Source organism: Bradyrhizobium jicamae (genome assembly GCF_018130215.1).
In the GTDB taxonomy this organism is placed as follows: Bacteria; Pseudomonadota; Alphaproteobacteria; order Rhizobiales; family Xanthobacteraceae; genus Bradyrhizobium; species Bradyrhizobium jicamae_A.
The window spans coordinates 1-16,255 of the sequence record NZ_JAFCKQ010000054.1 but is presented as its reverse complement, the minus strand read 5'-3'; the positions used below and the strand labels follow the sequence as shown (position 1 = coordinate 16,255).

Here is a 16,255-nt window from a genome sequence, read left to right as displayed (position 1 = left end):
AATTGGCGACAATGAAAGATCCGGAGGCTTCAGTGTTCGAAATCGACGGCAAGCACGTATTGATCACCGGTGGCTCAAGCGGATTCGGCCGGCATTTCGCTCGCTTCCTTGCGGCTAAGGGAGCGCGTGTCACGCTGGCGGCACGCCGCGCCGAGGCACTGGCTTCTGCGGTAACCGATATCAACGGCTCCGGCGGCAAAGCGCAGAGTGTTGTGCTCGACGTCACCATCGCCGAAACGATCGACGCGGCGTTCAAGGAGGCCGAGGCACAATTTGGTCCTGTTCATGCAGTTGTCAACAATGCCGGGGTGACCGCGACCAAACCAGCGCTCGACCAGGATGAGCGTGCCTGGGATAGCGTTATCGACACCAATCTCAAAGGAGTCTGGCAGGTCGCTCAGGCGAGCGCGAGACGAATGATCGAGAACAAGGTCAAGGGCTCGATCGTCAACATCGCATCCATATTGGGGCTACGCGTTGCCGGCGCGGTCGCGCCTTACGCCATCTCCAAGGCGGGCGTGGTGCAAATGACGAAGGCGCTGGCACTGGAATGGGCACGCCACAGCATCCGGGTCAACGCGCTCGCGCCCGGCTACTTCGCGACTGAGCTCAACGATGATTTTTTCGAGAGCAACGCCGGACAAGCTCTGATCAAGCGCGTGCCCCAGAGGCGGCTTGGCCAGCTCAACGAATTGGATGGTCCTTTGCTCCTGCTGATTTCAGATGCCGGATCTTTCATGACTGGCAGCGTCGTCGCCGTCGACGGCGGACACCTAGTCTCCGGTCTCTAGGGGGACAATCAGCCGACATGACGATGCACTTTGCGAATGTCAATGCCATGCGTCTGGCATATCGGGTGCAAGGCGCAGGACCTCCTCTCGTGCTCCTCATGGGGTATCGTCTCAATTCCGCGGCCTGGCCCACTCAGTTCATCGAGGCTCTAGCAAAGCAGTTCACTGTCATCACGCTGGACAATCGCGGTACCGGTCAGAGCGAAAAACCCCTCGCCGGCTACGCCCTCGCGAATATGGCGAGGGACGTATTTGAGCTCCTTATCCAGCTCGAAATCACCAGCACCTATCTGTTCGGCTATTCCATGGGGGGCGCCATCGCGCAGGAGTTCGTACGGCAATTTCCCGAGCGTGTGAAAGGACTTGTCCTGTGCGCGACGATGTGCGGCGGCCCTCAGGCAACCTATGCCAAACAATCGGTTGTCCGAGTGATGCGCGATCTCGACGGGTTGTCGCCTGACGAGGCAGCGCGCCGGATCTGGAAGGTCACATACGCACCCACCTATCTCGCGAACAACCGCGAACTGGCCGAGAGCCAGATGAGGCGCGAAATTGCTGACCCAACCCCTTTGCACGCCGCTGACCTGCAGTTTCAGGCTTTCGCCGAATTCGACGCTTCGAGCGCACTTGCGGATATACGTTGTCCTACCATGCTGCTCACCGGCGATATCGACGAGCTGATCTCTCCGCAGAACTCCAAGATGATGGTGAAACGCATCCGGAACGCCGAACTGATCGTCCTCTCGGGTCGCGGACATCGGGTGATATGGGAAGCAACCGAAGAGTGCACATCCATCATTTCAAGGTTTTTTCTACGCATTGAGAACAGCTGCGCCAAGGAGGCCGATCTCCATGTGAACGACCGCAATGCACCGACGCTGCTGGAGGCGCTCTGGCCCGCGCTGGAAATGTATGCGCAATGGCCATTGATCGCCGCGGAAACTGCGATCGATTCACTGTCCATCGCGAGGCAATCGATTTTGGCGACGGGTTCCGCGCCCTTTGGCGACGGGAAGCCGATTCTCGTTCTGCCGCAGGATCTCGGTAGCTACCTCAACGCGTCGATGCTTACGGCATGGCTCAAGGCAACCGGATATCGGCCGGTCATCGCTCATCACGCGGACCTGGCCACGGCAAAGCGATTCTCGCAATTGATCACCAATGTCACACGACACCTTCGAAGAAAAACGATCCTGATCACAGGTATCGCCGGTCTCACGCCGGCGATCGATGGAGCAAAACGTCATCCTGAAAGGATTTCGGATCTCGTTGTGTTGGGTAGTCCAGGCAGTATTGACGTTCCCAGCGATGTACGTCTGCATTACATATCGTCGGGCTGGACTCCTATGCTCACAATGACAACCTTGCCGCAACTGTTGCGGAACATTCCGATTCAGCTTCTCGATCAGTAAATGCAGCAAATATCCTAGAGAGCAGCGCAGCTTGCCGGAGAATATCCTGGTCAATCGCCGCCCTGTCGCACACCAAGGTATTCCGGAGCGCAGCCGTCGACCATCGAATGGGAGTCAATCATGAGCCGCCTTGTCTACGTCCTCAACGGTCCAAACTTGAACCTTCTCGGCAAACGCCAGCCGCACATCTACGGTCACGAAACACTCGCCGACGTAGAACGAGATTGTCGAGCCTTGGCCAATGAACTCGGCCTGGAGATTCGATTTCATCAATCCAACAGGGAATACGAGCTGATTGACTGGATCCACGAAGCGCGGGATGCGGCCGCGGGGATCGTGATGAATCCCGCAGCGTTCACACACACTTCGGTTGCGATCCTCGACGCGCTGAATACTTTCGAGGGCCCGGTGATAGAGGTGCATATTTCCAACGTGCACAAGCGAGAGGCATTCCGTCACCATTCCTTCGTCTCCCAACGTGCGGATGGCGTAATTGCGGGCCTCGGCACCCAGGGATATCTGCTCGGTCTGCGTCGCCTCGCTAGGCTCCTTGACGAGAAGAAGGGTTGAAAAGCGGTGAACAAGCCTGTCCGCCTCTCGAGAGGGGTGGCGACCTGATCGGCAGACGGCATATCTAACGCGTCCTGGCACGCTCCGAGACGATGTTAGCGTCGGCCGTGGCGTTAACTCCGTGCAGGTCCTCTATGCACAGACGGCGTGCGGCCCCAACACGGCGTGAAGCCTGCGCAGCGCTTTGAAGTGTCGGCGTCAAATTGCCGATTGTCGTCTCTAACGATTGCTGGCCACGCACGAAGATGCGTTCGCCGAACGGCTCGCCCTTGTGCTGGATAGTGAGATCGCTGTCATGCTCGCGCAAGGTCTCATGACCCTAGACCGGCCGGTCAGTTCCGAGAGCGTGTGGCGCATCGGGATCAGCGACTTTTGCGGCGACGCTTGACGGTGGAGCGATAGGCGGACGACAGCCGTTGCGGATGTGCCTACGAACGACATGTTGCCTCATGCGTGTTGACGTTCAGGCGGCCGACGCCGCTGCGACGATTGCCGTTGCTCCCTGGAGTGCGCGGCGCGCGCGCTTTTCGGCGTCTAGCGTCTTCCCCAGTTCGGCGGTTGGAACTTCGATGCTGACGGTGATTTCGGACGGCATATTCCTGGTCAGACCAATGAGATCGAGGCCACCTTCTCCCGGGAACATGCGCTCTTCCCGAGCGGCGTGAATGAGCGCTTGGGTTGTCATAGGCCGCTCGGCCGGAGCGTCGCACATCTGCCAGTAATGCAGCCGATGGAACGGAATCCCGAGTAGGTCCTCGAAACTCGCCGCCGACCTGTCGAAGTGCAGCGCGTCGACGAGTATCCCGGCCGCCGGCGACGAGATCTTCTCCACGATGCGAACTGCCGTCGTCAGGTCCGACACGCTCGTCCACGGGACCGCGATCAACCCGACAGACGTATCGCACATCCGTGAGGATATCCGGGTGATCGCCAAGGTCGTTACCGAGCGAAATAACTTCTTCGCTTTGCATGACCTCGTTTCAACCCTACGGGATCCTCGCCTTGGTGTCGTGAACTGTGCCCGCGCCGTCGAAACAATTAGGAACGCGATTCGTCCAGGTGCCGACCGAACTGAAGGCTGGCGGGCCATGCGAGAGGCCCTAAGGCTGGACGAGCGATACCTGCGCATGGTGACCGAAGGGTCCAGGGCACCACGTCACGGCGATCGGCTACAGGAGATTGGAGTCAAAGAACGGGGAGAGATCGGATTGAGGGCGTGGACGGTGATGAATCGCTTCCTCGAATTCATCAAGCGAGGCGGGCAGCAGCCCTTACCCGAGAGCGAGTTCCCTGTGCTTCTTGGATAGGCGCCCGCTCACACTCTGAGCGACAAAAGACCCCGCGCTCGCGGCGCGGGCCTCTCGCCGATGCTCCGATGGTGCCGCCAAAGGCTTCTCAGCCAGGCACCCCACGCAGCCAGCGGTTCGACGAGTTCCGTCACCTTTTCCAGACACTCGGGCAATTCGCACCGGCGACCGAGCCGGCCGATGTCGTGCCCAATCGCGAAGGCGATCTCGACCAGGTCGTCCAAGCTGGCCGAAGCCTGCTACGAGTTGGCCGAGGGTTCTTGACGCAAGCTAACCACCCTGCGATGCGCTTTCCTGCTTGAGCCGACGTAAACCCGCAGCGACCGTTTCACCCGCGATGCATCTGGAGCGCTGTCGGCGACTGATTAGGCACGCCGATCTTTATCCTGGGTCGCGACACCTTAAAGAGAACCCAGTCAGCCCCGACCTCTCCTAACCGGAAACGGGGCCTCGGGTGAACCCTGCTTTGGATGCCCCGCGGCAGCAATCATTGGAAGCCGTGGAGAGCTTGTTTCGCCGCCGGTGTCCACGGGGTATCCCGAAAGCAAGCTTCAGTATCCCCGCATGCTCTCAACGTCGCAGCGTAGGCCCGGGCCCTCCAATATCCGCCCCGGCCTCCAAAACGACGACGCACGAAGGCATGGAGGCGGCGTATCAACGCTTCGCTGATCCGCCTGACGCGGGGATCGACCGAACCGGCCACACGTTCGCGCACTGCGCCTGTGATGGTGTTCAAAGTTACGCAATTTCGCCTCCCACGATCAGAGTTCTGGCTCGCCGAGGTCGGATAGCCTCTCCAGATGCTTAACTGTCGCGATGAAGTCGGTGTCGCCGTCGCCCTGCGCTACCAATGAGCCATAGATCTCGCGCACCTGCGCGGCGAGTTGCAGGGGAACGCCGACGGCATGGCCGGCACCGAGGACCAGGTCGAGATCCTTCGCCATCTGTTTGCATGAGAAAGTCGAGTGAAAGTCGCGAGTACGGAGCGGCGCGGTCTTGTACTTCACCATCGGCGAAGCGACGGCGCTGTCGTCGAGAACCTTCAGAATGTCCTGCCAGGCGATGCCGCCCTTGCGCGCCAGCGCGATGCTCTCGGCCATCATGCCGGCTGAAACCGCGATCATCAGATTCACGGCCAGTTTGGCATAGCGCGCTTCCTCTCGCGGACCGAGATAGGTCTGGGCGCGGGTAAAGCTCGCGAACAGAGGCTTCATGTCTTCGAAGGCGTCGTTGGGACCAGAGACGAAGCAGGTCAATGCCCCCGTATGGACGATACTGGCATTGCCGGACACCGGCGCGCGCAGATAGCCGATCCCATGCGCCCGGGCGGCTGCATCGACCTCCGCGGAAGCCTCCACGCTTACGGTGCTGGTTTCAAGCAACACCGATTTTGGGGTCATCGCGGAAATCAGCCCGTCGGCTCCAAGCAGCACCGCGCGCAGAGCTCTGTCATCGGGAAGGGACGTGATGACGACGGACTTGTTTCGAACGGCCTCGGCGGACGAGGCAGCGGCCGAAACACCATGCTCCCGCGCCTCCGCGAGACGAGCCGCACTCTGGTCGAAAGCGGTCGTGGCGTATCCGGCCTTGGCGATCAGGATCGACATCGGAAGGCCCATCTTGCCGATTCCGATAAAGCCGACGTTCTTTGAGGCATCTGTCATGTCTGTCGTCCATTCAATCAGCGCCCCGATGGGACCCAACTGGCCTTCCCGGAGGATCAGTTCGGTTTCTTCCGCAACCGCGTCAAACGTCACGAGCGGAGGTGGAGGGATGCCCGATCGGTCACAGGACCTAGGCTGAGTCTATATGCTTCGCCGCCACGTCCAAGGGCGTCAACGTGAAGGCGAGCTTATACTTGCCCATGACCGACTTCTCATGGGCGCCGAGGCGTTGCAGCGCGGACGTCGAGAAGAATTTGGCGACAGCGTCCTGCACGATCTCGGGATCGTAGCCCGAAAGTAGCGCGATCCAGTCGGCGGCGCCGTCTGCTCCTCGTATCTGCTGTTCGGTAGTCGGTGAGTTCGTCTTTGGAGTGTCCGTGATCAGCAAGTGGGCACCGGTAAAGCCTGGTTTCGAAGAGAGATCGCGCAAACGCTCGGAAAGCGTCGTCTTGAGCTGCGCTTCCTTACCCACTTGAGGAGAGAGCCTGATCGTCACAAGCGAAGTCGCGATGCCGCCGCCGAAGCTTGCTTCGACGCGACACTGGCTGCGGACCATGTTGAGATGATGGGGCATCATCTTGGTTGACCACGGGGTCGGTGCATTCAGGCGGTCGAGGTACCCGTTCGAGGTGAGGATTTCGTACTGCTCCAGTTCGTAGAGGACGAAGAACCCTTCGGCATCCAAAGTGCTGGTCCAGCGGGACCCCCGCCGGAAACCTGGAATGCTCATCCGCTCCGGAAAATGCTCGTGGCTGTGCCAATCGCCGAACTCCGGGCGCTGCTCCGGTCGAATGTTCCACCACATGGCGACTGCTGCTTTACCCAAAAGCGACATGACTGCTTCACCCTTTCCTTCGAAACTCGGCCGGCGCCTTGGAGCAGCGCGGTCGAAAACCACGCGATCGCGTTCTCTAGTCACTACTTCCTACGCGGGCGTTGCGTTCCAAGCGATCAGGGTTGATCCCAAGGAGGTTCAGGACGCCACGCATCCAGCAGTTCGTCAATAAATACCCGGACCTTGGGAGAGAGATGCCGGCTGGATGGATATACGGCTCGTATCGGCGCGCCGTCGGCATCGACGTGCCGTAGAATCGGGACCAATCGTCCCGCACGCAAGTCGTCGCTGATCAAGAAGGTAGCCAGCCGCGCGATGCCGTACCCGGCGAGAGTCGCATCACGCAACGCCTCGGCATTTGTCGTCGCAAACCGACCACTGATCGCAATCGAGCGAATTTGCGTGTTTTCGCTGAACCTCCATTCGACCGACCGTCCGCCATGGATGAACGCGAGGCAGCTATGGGCTGCAAGATCGTCGATAGTGCGCGGCATGCCGTGACTTTCCAAATAGGCCGGAGCCGCACAAGTGATCAGTCGATGTGGCGCAAGCAGCCTTGTCATTAAGCGCGAGTCCTCGGTATCACCGATCCGGATGGCAATATCGACGCCTTCGTCAATGAGGTCCACGTAACGATCGCTGAAAGACGCGCTGACCGAGATTTCGGGCCATTTGCGCATAAAGTCGCTGAGTATTGGCAACACGTGCAGTCGCCCGAAGGAGACCGGCAGATCCAGTCGCAGCCGTCCACGCGGCGCCTGCGAATGGCTCAGCATCGCCATCTCCGCCTCGTCGAGATCCGCGAGGAGCCGGACGCAACGTTCCTGGAAGGCCACGCCCTCGTCCGTGAGCGAGACACTCCGAGTCGTCCGCTGCAGCAACCTTACGCCGAGCCTGTCTTCGAGCCGGACGATGCTTTTTCCTACGGCCGATCGCGAAAGCCCGATGCGTTCGGCCGCAGCAGTGAAACTTTTGGCTTCCGCCACGTGCACAAACACACTGATGTCCTTCATTCGATCGATCGCCATCGGACCGCCCCTTCGATTCTATTGAGGCATAAAATTCCCCAGTGAAGGGAAATTGCAGCGTATTGTGGCCTCAGAGCGCCTATTCTACTGTTTGGGAACCGGCTGCTCCAGTCCTGCGATGGATCTTCCTTAAATCCTCCGAGTGACCCGGGGCGGCATGATAATGGCGTAGGGAAAAATTCCCCGCATCGGCAGTAAGGGAAGAGCGCTGTGAAAGCTGTTCGTTATTACGGACGCAGGGACATCCGCGTCGAAACAGTCAACGAGCCGAAGGAAATGCGGCCGGATCAGTTGCTGGTGAAGCCGCTCTGGACCGGCATTTGCGGTACTGATCTCCACGAGTATGTCGCCGGCCCGATCGTGACGCCCGCGACACCGCACGTGTTCACCTCCGCGACCCTACCACAGATTCTCGGTCATGAGTTTTCCGCCGAAGTCGTCGATGTTGGTCGCGACGTCACGCACGTCAAGCGCGGCGATCGCATCTCGGTGCAGCCGCTTGTGATGCCGATGAACGACTATTACAGCCGGCGTGGACTCAACCATCTCAGCGAGAAGATGGGATGCGTCGGCCTGAGCTGGGACTGGGGCGGCATGTCCGATCTGGCCGTCATCAACGATTATAACGCGGCCAAGGTGCCAGAATCGATCAGCGACGAGGAAGCGGCAATGATCGAGCCGGCCGCCGTCGCGCTCTATGCCGTCGACCGTGGCGGCGTGCAGGCCGGAAGCACAGTGCTGGTCGCCGGCGCCGGTCCGATCGGCGCACTGACCATTCTCTGCGCGCACGCCGCGGGCGCGGCCAGGATCTTCGTCTCCGAGCCGAACGCGTCGCGGCGCAGGACCATCGAGAGCTGGGGCATTTGCACCGGCATCTACGATCCCAAGGCCGCCGATGTCGCAGCCGAAGTCAAGACGCAGACCGAAGAGAATGTCGGCGTCGACATCGCCATTGAATGCGTGGGCAAAGAGAGTGCCCTCAACACCTGCGTCGAGGCGGTACGGCGACGCGGCACCGTGGTGCAGGCTGGCCTCCACGTCGGCAAGGCGTCCACAGATCCGATGATGTGGGCACTTAAGGACATCACGATCGAGGCGACCTGGTGCTATCCGATAACGATGTGGCCCCGCATCATCGGACTCGTCCAGTCGGGCAAACTGCCGATCTCGAAGATCATCGATGGCCGCATCCGGGCCGAGGACGTCGTCGCCAAAGGCTTTGACGTTCTTACGGCCGCCAGCAATGACAAGCTGAAAATACTAGTATCGACGCATCTTTGATGCCGTCGTCCCACGACGGCCAACCGATGCGTTCATGCCTAAGAGCGGCGTCAAGTCGCCACAAGAAACAACGAGTGGACAAAAGGGGAGGAAAATCAATGAAAGCGATTATCGCGAGCTGCCTGTCACTGGCCTGTCTGGCCGCGGCCGCGCCCACGACGGCGGAGGCGCAATATTCAGGCGCGCCGCGGACGTTTCTATTCAATCCGGCACTCGACGTTTGCATCCGCGACACCGCGAAATTCAAGAAAGCTCCGCCCTACGTGATAGGCTTTGCGAATGCCGGCCTGGGCGATAGCTGGCGAGTGGTCGGCCTGCACTCTCTGGAAAAAGCAGCGCACGATCATGCTGACGTGGTCAAGAAGCTTCTTATCACCGACGCCGGACACGACGACGCCAAGCAGGTCGCCGATATCCAAGACCTCGTTTCACGCGGTGTCGATCTCTTGATCGTCAGTGCCAACACCTCGCAGGCGCTCGATCCCGCCGTCACGCAGGTGACGGAGCGCGGCATTCCCGTAGTCATGGTCGACCGCCGCGTCGATTCCGACAATTTCGTCACTTTCGTCACCGCTTCCGACGCGATGATGGGCCGTCTGTTCGCGCAATGGATCGTCGAAAAGCTGAATGGAAAGGGCAACGTTATCATCCTGGGCGGGCAGGCTGGCTCGAGCCCGAACGAGAACCGGGTCAAGCCTGCGATGCAGGTGTTCGGCGCCTATCCCGGCATCAAGATCCTCGACACCGTCTATTCCGACTGGAGTCCGGTTAAGGGCAAGCAGGTGATGCAAGCGATGATCGCGAAACATGGCCACAATATCAATGCGGTGTTCGCACCGCACGGGCTGCAGGTACCCGGCGCGATCGAGGCCTTCTTGGAAGCGGGCTGGAAAGGGAACGAGATTCCGCCGATAACCTCGGCCGACATGAACGGGCCGATGAAGATGGCGATCAAGTACAAGTTCCCACTTCTCGACATCGACTATCCGCCGGCAATGATGGGGGTTGCACTGGATGTCGCGCTCAAGGTGCTGGCCGGCGCGTCGGTGCCCTGCGTTTACACCATCAACTCCAACATCGTATTGACGCATGGCGACGAGACGCCCTCGATCCCCCATCCCGACATGTATGTCGAGAAGCACGTCGTTCCGGATGGCCCCGACGACATGCTAGTATCGGGCGGCATGGGTCCGGACTACAATCCGAGCACGTTCAAGATTGACTTCCCACACTGATCGCGCGGCGCTCCGGCGGCGTTCGCCCTTTGTGCCAATGCCGCCGCAAGAAGCACGTCCGTTCCATGCTTAAGCTTGCAGGTATATCGAAAAGCTTCCCCGGCGTCCGTGCGCTAAATGGCGTGCACTTGCACGTGCAGCCCGGCGAGATCCACGGCCTTCTCGGCGAGAACGGCGCTGGCAAGTCCACACTGATCAAGATCATCGCCGGCGCCGATGCGCCGGATGAAGGGGAAATGGATTTCGCAGATGCGCCGGTACAGTGGTCGTCGCCGCGCGAGGCGAAACAACACGGCATCCATGTCGTCTACCAGGAGTTCGCCCTGTTTCCGCAACGCTCGGTAGCGGAGAACATTTTCATCGGACACGAGCGACGCAACCGGTTCGGGCTTCTGGACCACGCGCGAACGCGCCGAGAGGCGACGCAGTTGCTGCAAAGGCTCGGTGTCTCTCTCAATGTCAATGCGGCGGTTTCGTCCTTGTCGGTCGCCGACCAGCAGATGGTCGAGATCGCACGGGCCATGGTTCACAACGTTAAGCTCCTGGTGCTCGACGAGCCTACGGCCGTGATCGCAGGGCGCGAAGTGGCAGTTCTCTTCGAACTTCTGCGCCGCCTGCGCGAGACCGGCGTGTCTGTACTCTTCATATCCCATCGCCTCGATGAGGTATTTGCGATCTGCGATCGCGTTACCGTGCTAAAGGATGGCCGCCTGGTCGGCACGCACGACATCAGGGACGTCACGCGCCAGCGACTAATTTCTATGATGGTCGGACGCGACCTCGGCGACTTGTTTCCGCCGCGAACCATGACCGCGCGGAGTAGCGAAACCATACTGCGCACTGAAGGCGTCACGGTCGGTGAGCGGGTGCGGGACGTCTCCATCGAACTGAGGCGGGGGGAGATCGCTGCGTTAGCGGGTATGGTCGGCGCGGGTCGCTCGGAGCTCGCGCTCGGTCTGTTTGGCGCCATGCCACTTCGAAGCGGCGTGATCCATCTAGCCGGCCAGCGCATTACGTCGATGACACCGGCGCGGGCTATAGGGCTCGGCATGGGCCTCGTAACCGAGGATCGCAAGTCACAGGGACTGGCGATGCTGCTCGATATCGCGGCTAACATCTCGGGGCCCGCACTATCGGAGGTCGCAAAGCACGGACTTATAGATCGGCGACTGGAATCTGAGGTCGCCGCGCGAGAAATCGAGCGCTACCGCATCGCCTGTCGCGGTCCCGGGACCAAGGTCGCGACCATGTCGGGTGGAAACCAGCAGAAGGTGATTGTCGCGCGCTGGGCGCGAATATGCCGGAGCGTGCTGATCCTTGACGAGCCCACCCGCGGCATCGACGTCGGCGCCAAGGCCGAAATCTACCGTATCATGCGCGAGCTCGCCAGGTCGGGTGTCGCGATTCTGATGATCAGCTCAGAATTGACGGAGGTGATCGGCATGGCGGATCGGATCATCGTCATGCGCGAAGGTCGCGTGACCGGAGAACTCCCCGGAGGCGCCGCGACGGAGGAGGATATCATGCACCTGGCGACTAGCGAGAACGCGGCGTGACCGGCGCTGCAAATCTTCGCATCGAGATGCCTTGGTTGCTCCGCAACAATGCGGGCCTCGCCGGCGTGCTGGTTCTAATCGCCCTCGTCTGCCTCGTCGGCGCGGCCGCATCTGATCGTTTCCTTAGCTTCAATAACTTCCTCAATGTATTTGAGCAGACCACCGATCTCGCGCTGGTTAGCATCGGGCAGACGCTGACCATCCTCGCTGGGGGCATCGACCTTTCTGTCGGCTCGCTGATCAGCCTCACCTCATGCCTAACCTCGGGGTTGATCAACAACAACCCCGATCGCGTCGTCGTCGTTGTGATCGCCGTGCTCGTGCTGGGGACGGCTGTCGGTTGCGTCAATGCCAGCCTCGTCGTTGCACTGCGCGTACATCCACTGATCGTCACGCTCGGTATGGGTGCGGTCCTCCAAGGTGTGACGCTGCTATACGCGCTTGGGCCCGTCGGCCGCGTTCCGCGCGGTTTCAATTTCCTCGCCTATGGCCGCGTGTACGGTCTGCCGCTCGGCGCCACCCTCGCGGTGCTGCTCTGTATCCTGATTGCACTGTTGCTGCGATATCTGCCTCTCGGGCGACAGGTTTACGCCCTTGGTGACGACGCCAATTCAGCCCGACTGGTTGGATTGCGGCGGACGCGTATCCTGATGCTCGTCTATGGCACTTCCGGCTTCTGCTGTGCGGCGACCGGCCTCTACCTTGCCGCTCGGTTTGGCGTCGGCCAGCCCTATACCGGCGTCAACTACACTCTGGCCTCGATAACGCCTGTCGTGCTGGGTGGTACGCTGCTGAGTGGCGGCAAGGGCGGCGTGGTCGGTACGCTGTTCGGCGCCTTCCTGATCGCCCTACTTAACAACCTGCTCAACTTCATGGACGTTTCGAAGCACTATCAGCTAGTGGCGCAGGCGGTAATCATCATCCTCGCGGTCTCCGTCTATGTCGAACGACGGAGGACGATGTGAGCGACCGATTGACGACACCCGCCGAATTGGATCAGCCGATCGCTCCGGCTTGGTCTACGCGCGCGTTGCTCGACCGCTTCGGAATGCTCCTCATCTTGCCGCTGCTCTTGGCCGCAGGCGGAATAGTGTCACCGGCCTTCATCAGCGCCGATAACCTCTCGAACCTGCTCCTGCAGTTCGCGCCATTGGCGATAGTCGCCATGGGGCAAGCTCTTGTCATGATTGTGCGCGGACTCGATTTGTCGGTTGCCTCTATGATGGCGACTGCGGCCGTCATCGCCACCGGTTTCTCCGGCAGCGACCGCGATGTGGCCACGATTTTTGCGGTCGCCTTGGCCGTTGCCGTCATGATCGGTCTGCTCAACGGCTTCCTCGTCACCAAGCGGCAGGTGTCGCCGTTCCTAGCAACGCTTGCGACCATGATCCTGCTGCAGGGGTTCCGTTTCGCCTATACGCAGGGTGCCCCCTCCGGTAACGTACCGCCGCTGCTGCGGGTCTTCGGGGCCGGCAAATTTCACGGCATTCCCTACAACGTGCTGGTGCTGGTCGCGCTTGCCATCATACTCGCAATAGTCCTGCACCGCTCTACCTTCGGCCGCCGCATCTTCATCGTCGGCGGCAATCCGGTGACGGGACGGTTGTTCGGGATCCAATCCGATTTAATCATAATCGCCTGCTACCTGATATCCGCCTGTCTTGCGGCCGTCGGGGGCCTGATCCTCAGCGGCTACGTCGGACTCGTCGACAATTGGGTGGGTCAAGGCTACGAGCTCGATTCGATCGTGGCCTGCGTGGTCGGTCAAGTGTCCCTGCAAGGCGGGCGCGGCTCGATCCTGGGTGCCCTGACCGGTGCGGCAATTATTGTCATTATCGCAAATGAGGTGCTGCTGCTTGGCGTGCCGATCCAAGTCCAATTGATCATCAAAGGCGCGGTCATCGTGATCGCAGCAGCACTTTATGCTCGCAAAGATAACTAGTCGCTTCCCGGCGTAGTCGCCAAAGTGATGACCGCGCGAGTTCGTTTGGTGGTTTGAAAGGCGACTTGGGACTCGCATAGGAGTATCCAACGAACGCGCCTGAATGCAATCGCACTGCTTGAATTTGACTACATTTTCCGAGTACCGGTCATTGCGTCGAGAGGGGCAGAAGGATGAGAAGAAAGCGACAGACCTGTATTGCTCTAGCATGGCTCGCCGCTTCTGCCAGCTCATCCGCGCTCGCTGCTCCGCTTGCCTGCGACGACGGAATCAAGACGGCATTTCAGCCAGATAAATTGACGCGCGTTCTTGCCGTCCGACAGGTTCACAAGGGCGAAAGCCTCCAGGCTCCCGACGCTCCGAAGCCGGTGACCGCCGCTGCTGACCTTTGCCTTGTCAAGCTGCTGGTCGGTCCGGGTTTCACCGCCGAAAAAAACAAGGACGCCCGGTCCTGGTCCGACGGAATCGGGATCGAGGTCTGGCTGCCTGCGCCCGCGAATTGGAACGAGCGAATTCGCAACTATGGTGGCGGCGGTTGGGTTGGGGGCGGTCATCGCTTTGCAGACAAGATCGGCAGCAAGGTACCGGCGATCGTCAATGCCAACATCGGTTACGTATCCGGCACAACCGATGCCGGCCAGCCATGGTACCAGGATGGCTCGTTCACCTTCCTGTCGAACGGCAAGGTCAATCGTGAGGCGTTCCGCGACTTCTCCGTCCGCGCGATGGTCGAGCAGGCCGTCAAGACAAGGGCGCTCGCGACGCTCTATTACGGGCGCAAGCCAAAGTTCGCCTATTATGACGGCCATTCGCAGGGCGGCCGGCAGGGCCTTAAGATCGTCCAGGACCATCCCGAACTTTACGACGGCTACATGATCGCGGCTCCCGCGATAAACATTCCGAGGTTCGGAGTCCTGTCGATCTATCCCCAGCTCGTCATGAAGACCGAACTCGGCTTCACCGCCGCTGACGCTCCAAGGGCTGCGGCATTTGCAACCAAGGTTGAAGCCGCTACGAAGCGCGCGGTAGCAACCTGCGACAAGGCTGGTCTCGGCTTCCTGCTCGACAATTTCGCTTGCGATTATGACCCGCTGAAGGACGCCGCGGCACTATGCGCCGGCGTTCAGGTCATGGCCGTCACCGGGACGAATGGCGACGCGACGACCTGCATGAGTGCGAAGGAGGCGACCGCGCTCGACAAGATCTGGTACGGCGCGACCGACGACGGCAGCTTTGATGCTTTGGAGAGCGCGACGACCCGCGGTGGCAAGAAGCTTGGCGCTCATCAAATCTGGTGGGCGTTCACAAGGGGAACTGGGCTAAGATCGGCAATCACGAGCGCCGGCGGCGACAATCTCGCTCTTGCCCTGCAGGACGTGCGTTACGCATCGAGTCCCGACATAGCGAACCCCGGAATTGCGATCTCCAATTCCTCGACCGACATACGCAACAAATGGATGGAGCTGGATTATGGCGGCCTCGCTAAGGCCGTAAAACAATATGAAGCGGCACAGTCCAGCCTGTTTTCGGATCTCGCGACAGACAATGTGGATCTTTCAAAGTTGAGGCGGCTTGGAGGCAAAGTCATCGTCTACAACGGCCTCGTCGACGACGCCATTCCGCCGGCTGGCAACATCAATTGGCACGAGCGCGTTGCGGAAAAAATGGGCGGCAACGCGCGGGTCGCCAAGTTCATGCGCATGTATGTCGTACCCGGCGCGGCCCATTCGTCGCAAGGTCGACCGTTCGCCGCAAACGGCAAGAACGAGTCCGTTCCTCTGCCAAAGTTGCCCGGCAACGCCAATCAGACACCGGCTCGCGATCAAGACCAATTCTTCGCGGCCCTGACCGACTGGGTCGAGAAGGGAATAGCGCCGGAGGATATTACGATCGCTTCGAGTGACGGAACGGTAGTCTATCCAGTGTGCGTCTATCCCAAAAAGACAACGTGGGCTGGCGGCCCGATTGGACAGCGCACAAGCTTTGCCTGTAGGTAAAGAGAATCACGACGGGATAGCACCAAATTTAGAACATCGTCGACGGCGATAGCAGCCAGATGGATGGTCGGCGCTTCGACGGCTTGAGACCATCCTGAAGCCTGCTGGCCTCTTCGCCTCGAAGGAACCGGTGACCACGTGGTTCCTCAAGCGGCCCGGTGACCCCCGCTAGGGCCGATGACGATGAGGTCAAAGCCTAGCCTAAAGGAGTTCCTGAAAAACTACGCGCCGTAGCGTGTTGACGTTCAGGCGGCGGACGCCGCCGCGACGATAGCCTTTGCTCCCTGGAGTGCGCGGCGCGCGCGCTTTTCGGCGTCTAGCGTCTTCCCCAGTTCGGCGGTTGGAACTTCGATGCTGACGGTGATTTCGGACGGCATATTCCTGGTCAGACCAATGAGATCGAGGCCACCTTCTCCCGGGAACATGCGCTCTTCCCGAGCGGCGTGAATGAGCGCTTGGGTTGTCATAGGCCGCTCGGCCGGAGCGTCGCACATCTGCCAGTAATGCAGCCGATGGGACGGAATCCTGAGTAGGTCCTCGAAACTCGCCGCCGACCTGTCGAAGTGCAGCGCGTCGACGAGTATCCCGGCCGCCGGCGACGAGATCTTCTCCACGATGCGAACTGCCGTCGTCAGGT

General features: G+C 60.3%; 14 protein-coding genes and 2 pseudogenes. 9 read left to right on the top strand and 7 right to left on the bottom strand.

Annotated elements, in window-relative coordinates; genetic code table 11:
* Positions 1-11: 11 nt before the first annotated feature.
* The 3 genes from JQ586_RS34540 (at position 12) to aroQ (ending at position 2,773) form a co-directional block, all read left to right on the top strand.
* A complete protein-coding gene (locus JQ586_RS34540; protein WP_212399103.1) occupies positions 12-791 on the top strand; it encodes an SDR family NAD(P)-dependent oxidoreductase in 780 nt (259 codons plus the stop codon).
* A gap of 17 nt (positions 792-808) precedes the next feature.
* Complete coding sequence (locus JQ586_RS34535) at positions 809-2,203, top strand: alpha/beta fold hydrolase (protein ID WP_212399102.1); 1,395 nt, start codon at positions 809-811, stop codon at positions 2,201-2,203.
* A 120-nt stretch (positions 2,204-2,323) separates the two neighbouring features.
* Positions 2,324-2,773, top strand: a complete 450-nt coding sequence (gene aroQ, locus JQ586_RS34530) for a type II 3-dehydroquinate dehydratase (RefSeq protein WP_212399101.1) — start codon at positions 2,324-2,326, stop codon at positions 2,771-2,773.
* 232 nt (positions 2,774-3,005) lie between these two features.
* On the opposite strand, the pseudogene JQ586_RS40835 reads toward aroQ, so the two are convergent.
* From JQ586_RS40835 to JQ586_RS34510, 5 genes and pseudogenes are all read right to left on the bottom strand, one after another.
* A pseudogene (locus JQ586_RS40835) lies at positions 3,006-3,186 on the bottom strand (protocatechuate 3,4-dioxygenase subunit beta); the annotation flags it as partial.
* 50 nt (positions 3,187-3,236) lie between these two features.
* A complete protein-coding gene (locus JQ586_RS34525) occupies positions 3,237-3,707 on the bottom strand; it encodes a sugar phosphate isomerase/epimerase (protein WP_212399100.1) in 471 nt (156 codons plus the stop codon).
* Between the two features lie 1,134 nt (positions 3,708-4,841).
* Positions 4,842-5,744 (bottom strand): NAD(P)-dependent oxidoreductase, encoded by a 903-nt coding sequence (locus JQ586_RS34520; protein WP_212399139.1) that lies wholly within the window; start codon positions 5,742-5,744, stop codon positions 4,842-4,844.
* A 130-nt stretch (positions 5,745-5,874) separates the two neighbouring features.
* Positions 5,875-6,579: a hypothetical protein gene (locus JQ586_RS34515; protein ID WP_212399099.1), complete on the bottom strand. Its 705-nt coding sequence runs from the start codon at positions 6,577-6,579 to the stop codon at positions 5,875-5,877.
* 116 nt (positions 6,580-6,695) lie between these two features.
* Positions 6,696-7,607, bottom strand: a complete 912-nt coding sequence (locus tag JQ586_RS34510) for a LysR family transcriptional regulator (protein WP_212399098.1) — start codon at positions 7,605-7,607, stop codon at positions 6,696-6,698.
* A 210-nt stretch (positions 7,608-7,817) separates the two neighbouring features.
* Here JQ586_RS34510 and JQ586_RS34505 point away from each other — a divergent pair, with 210 nt between their 5' ends.
* From JQ586_RS34505 to JQ586_RS34485, 5 genes are all read left to right on the top strand, one after another.
* Positions 7,818-8,888 (top strand): 2,3-butanediol dehydrogenase, encoded by a 1,071-nt coding sequence (locus tag JQ586_RS34505; RefSeq protein ID WP_212399097.1) that lies wholly within the window; start codon positions 7,818-7,820, stop codon positions 8,886-8,888.
* Complete coding sequence (locus JQ586_RS34500) at positions 8,888-10,123, top strand: ABC transporter substrate-binding protein (RefSeq protein ID WP_249148536.1); 1,236 nt, start codon at positions 8,888-8,890, stop codon at positions 10,121-10,123. Before JQ586_RS34505 ends, JQ586_RS34500 begins: the two co-directional genes overlap by 1 nt.
* A gap of 65 nt (positions 10,124-10,188) precedes the next feature.
* Complete coding sequence (locus JQ586_RS34495) at positions 10,189-11,679, top strand: sugar ABC transporter ATP-binding protein (protein WP_212399096.1); 1,491 nt, start codon at positions 10,189-10,191, stop codon at positions 11,677-11,679.
* A complete protein-coding gene (locus tag JQ586_RS34490) occupies positions 11,676-12,644 on the top strand; it encodes an ABC transporter permease (RefSeq protein ID WP_312017056.1) in 969 nt (322 codons plus the stop codon). Before JQ586_RS34495 ends, JQ586_RS34490 begins: the two co-directional genes overlap by 4 nt.
* Positions 12,641-13,621 (top strand): ABC transporter permease, encoded by a 981-nt coding sequence (locus JQ586_RS34485; protein ID WP_312017055.1) that lies wholly within the window; start codon positions 12,641-12,643, stop codon positions 13,619-13,621. The genes JQ586_RS34490 and JQ586_RS34485 overlap by 4 nt, the downstream gene beginning before the upstream one ends.
* Positions 13,622-13,851: 230 nt before the next feature.
* On the opposite strand, the gene JQ586_RS40830 is transcribed toward JQ586_RS34485, so the two are convergent.
* Positions 13,852-14,175 (bottom strand): hypothetical protein, encoded by a 324-nt coding sequence (locus JQ586_RS40830; RefSeq protein WP_249148549.1) that lies wholly within the window; start codon positions 14,173-14,175, stop codon positions 13,852-13,854.
* On the opposite strand from JQ586_RS40830, the gene JQ586_RS34480 reads away from it, so the two are divergent.
* Entirely contained in the window at positions 14,086-15,618 is a 1,533-nt protein-coding gene (locus JQ586_RS34480; protein ID WP_312017059.1) for a tannase/feruloyl esterase family alpha/beta hydrolase, read from the top strand. The genes JQ586_RS40830 and JQ586_RS34480 overlap by 90 nt on opposite strands.
* 245 nt (positions 15,619-15,863) lie before the next feature.
* Here JQ586_RS34480 and JQ586_RS34475 read toward each other — a convergent pair.
* Positions 15,864-16,255, bottom strand: a pseudogene (locus JQ586_RS34475) (sugar phosphate isomerase/epimerase); the annotation flags it as partial.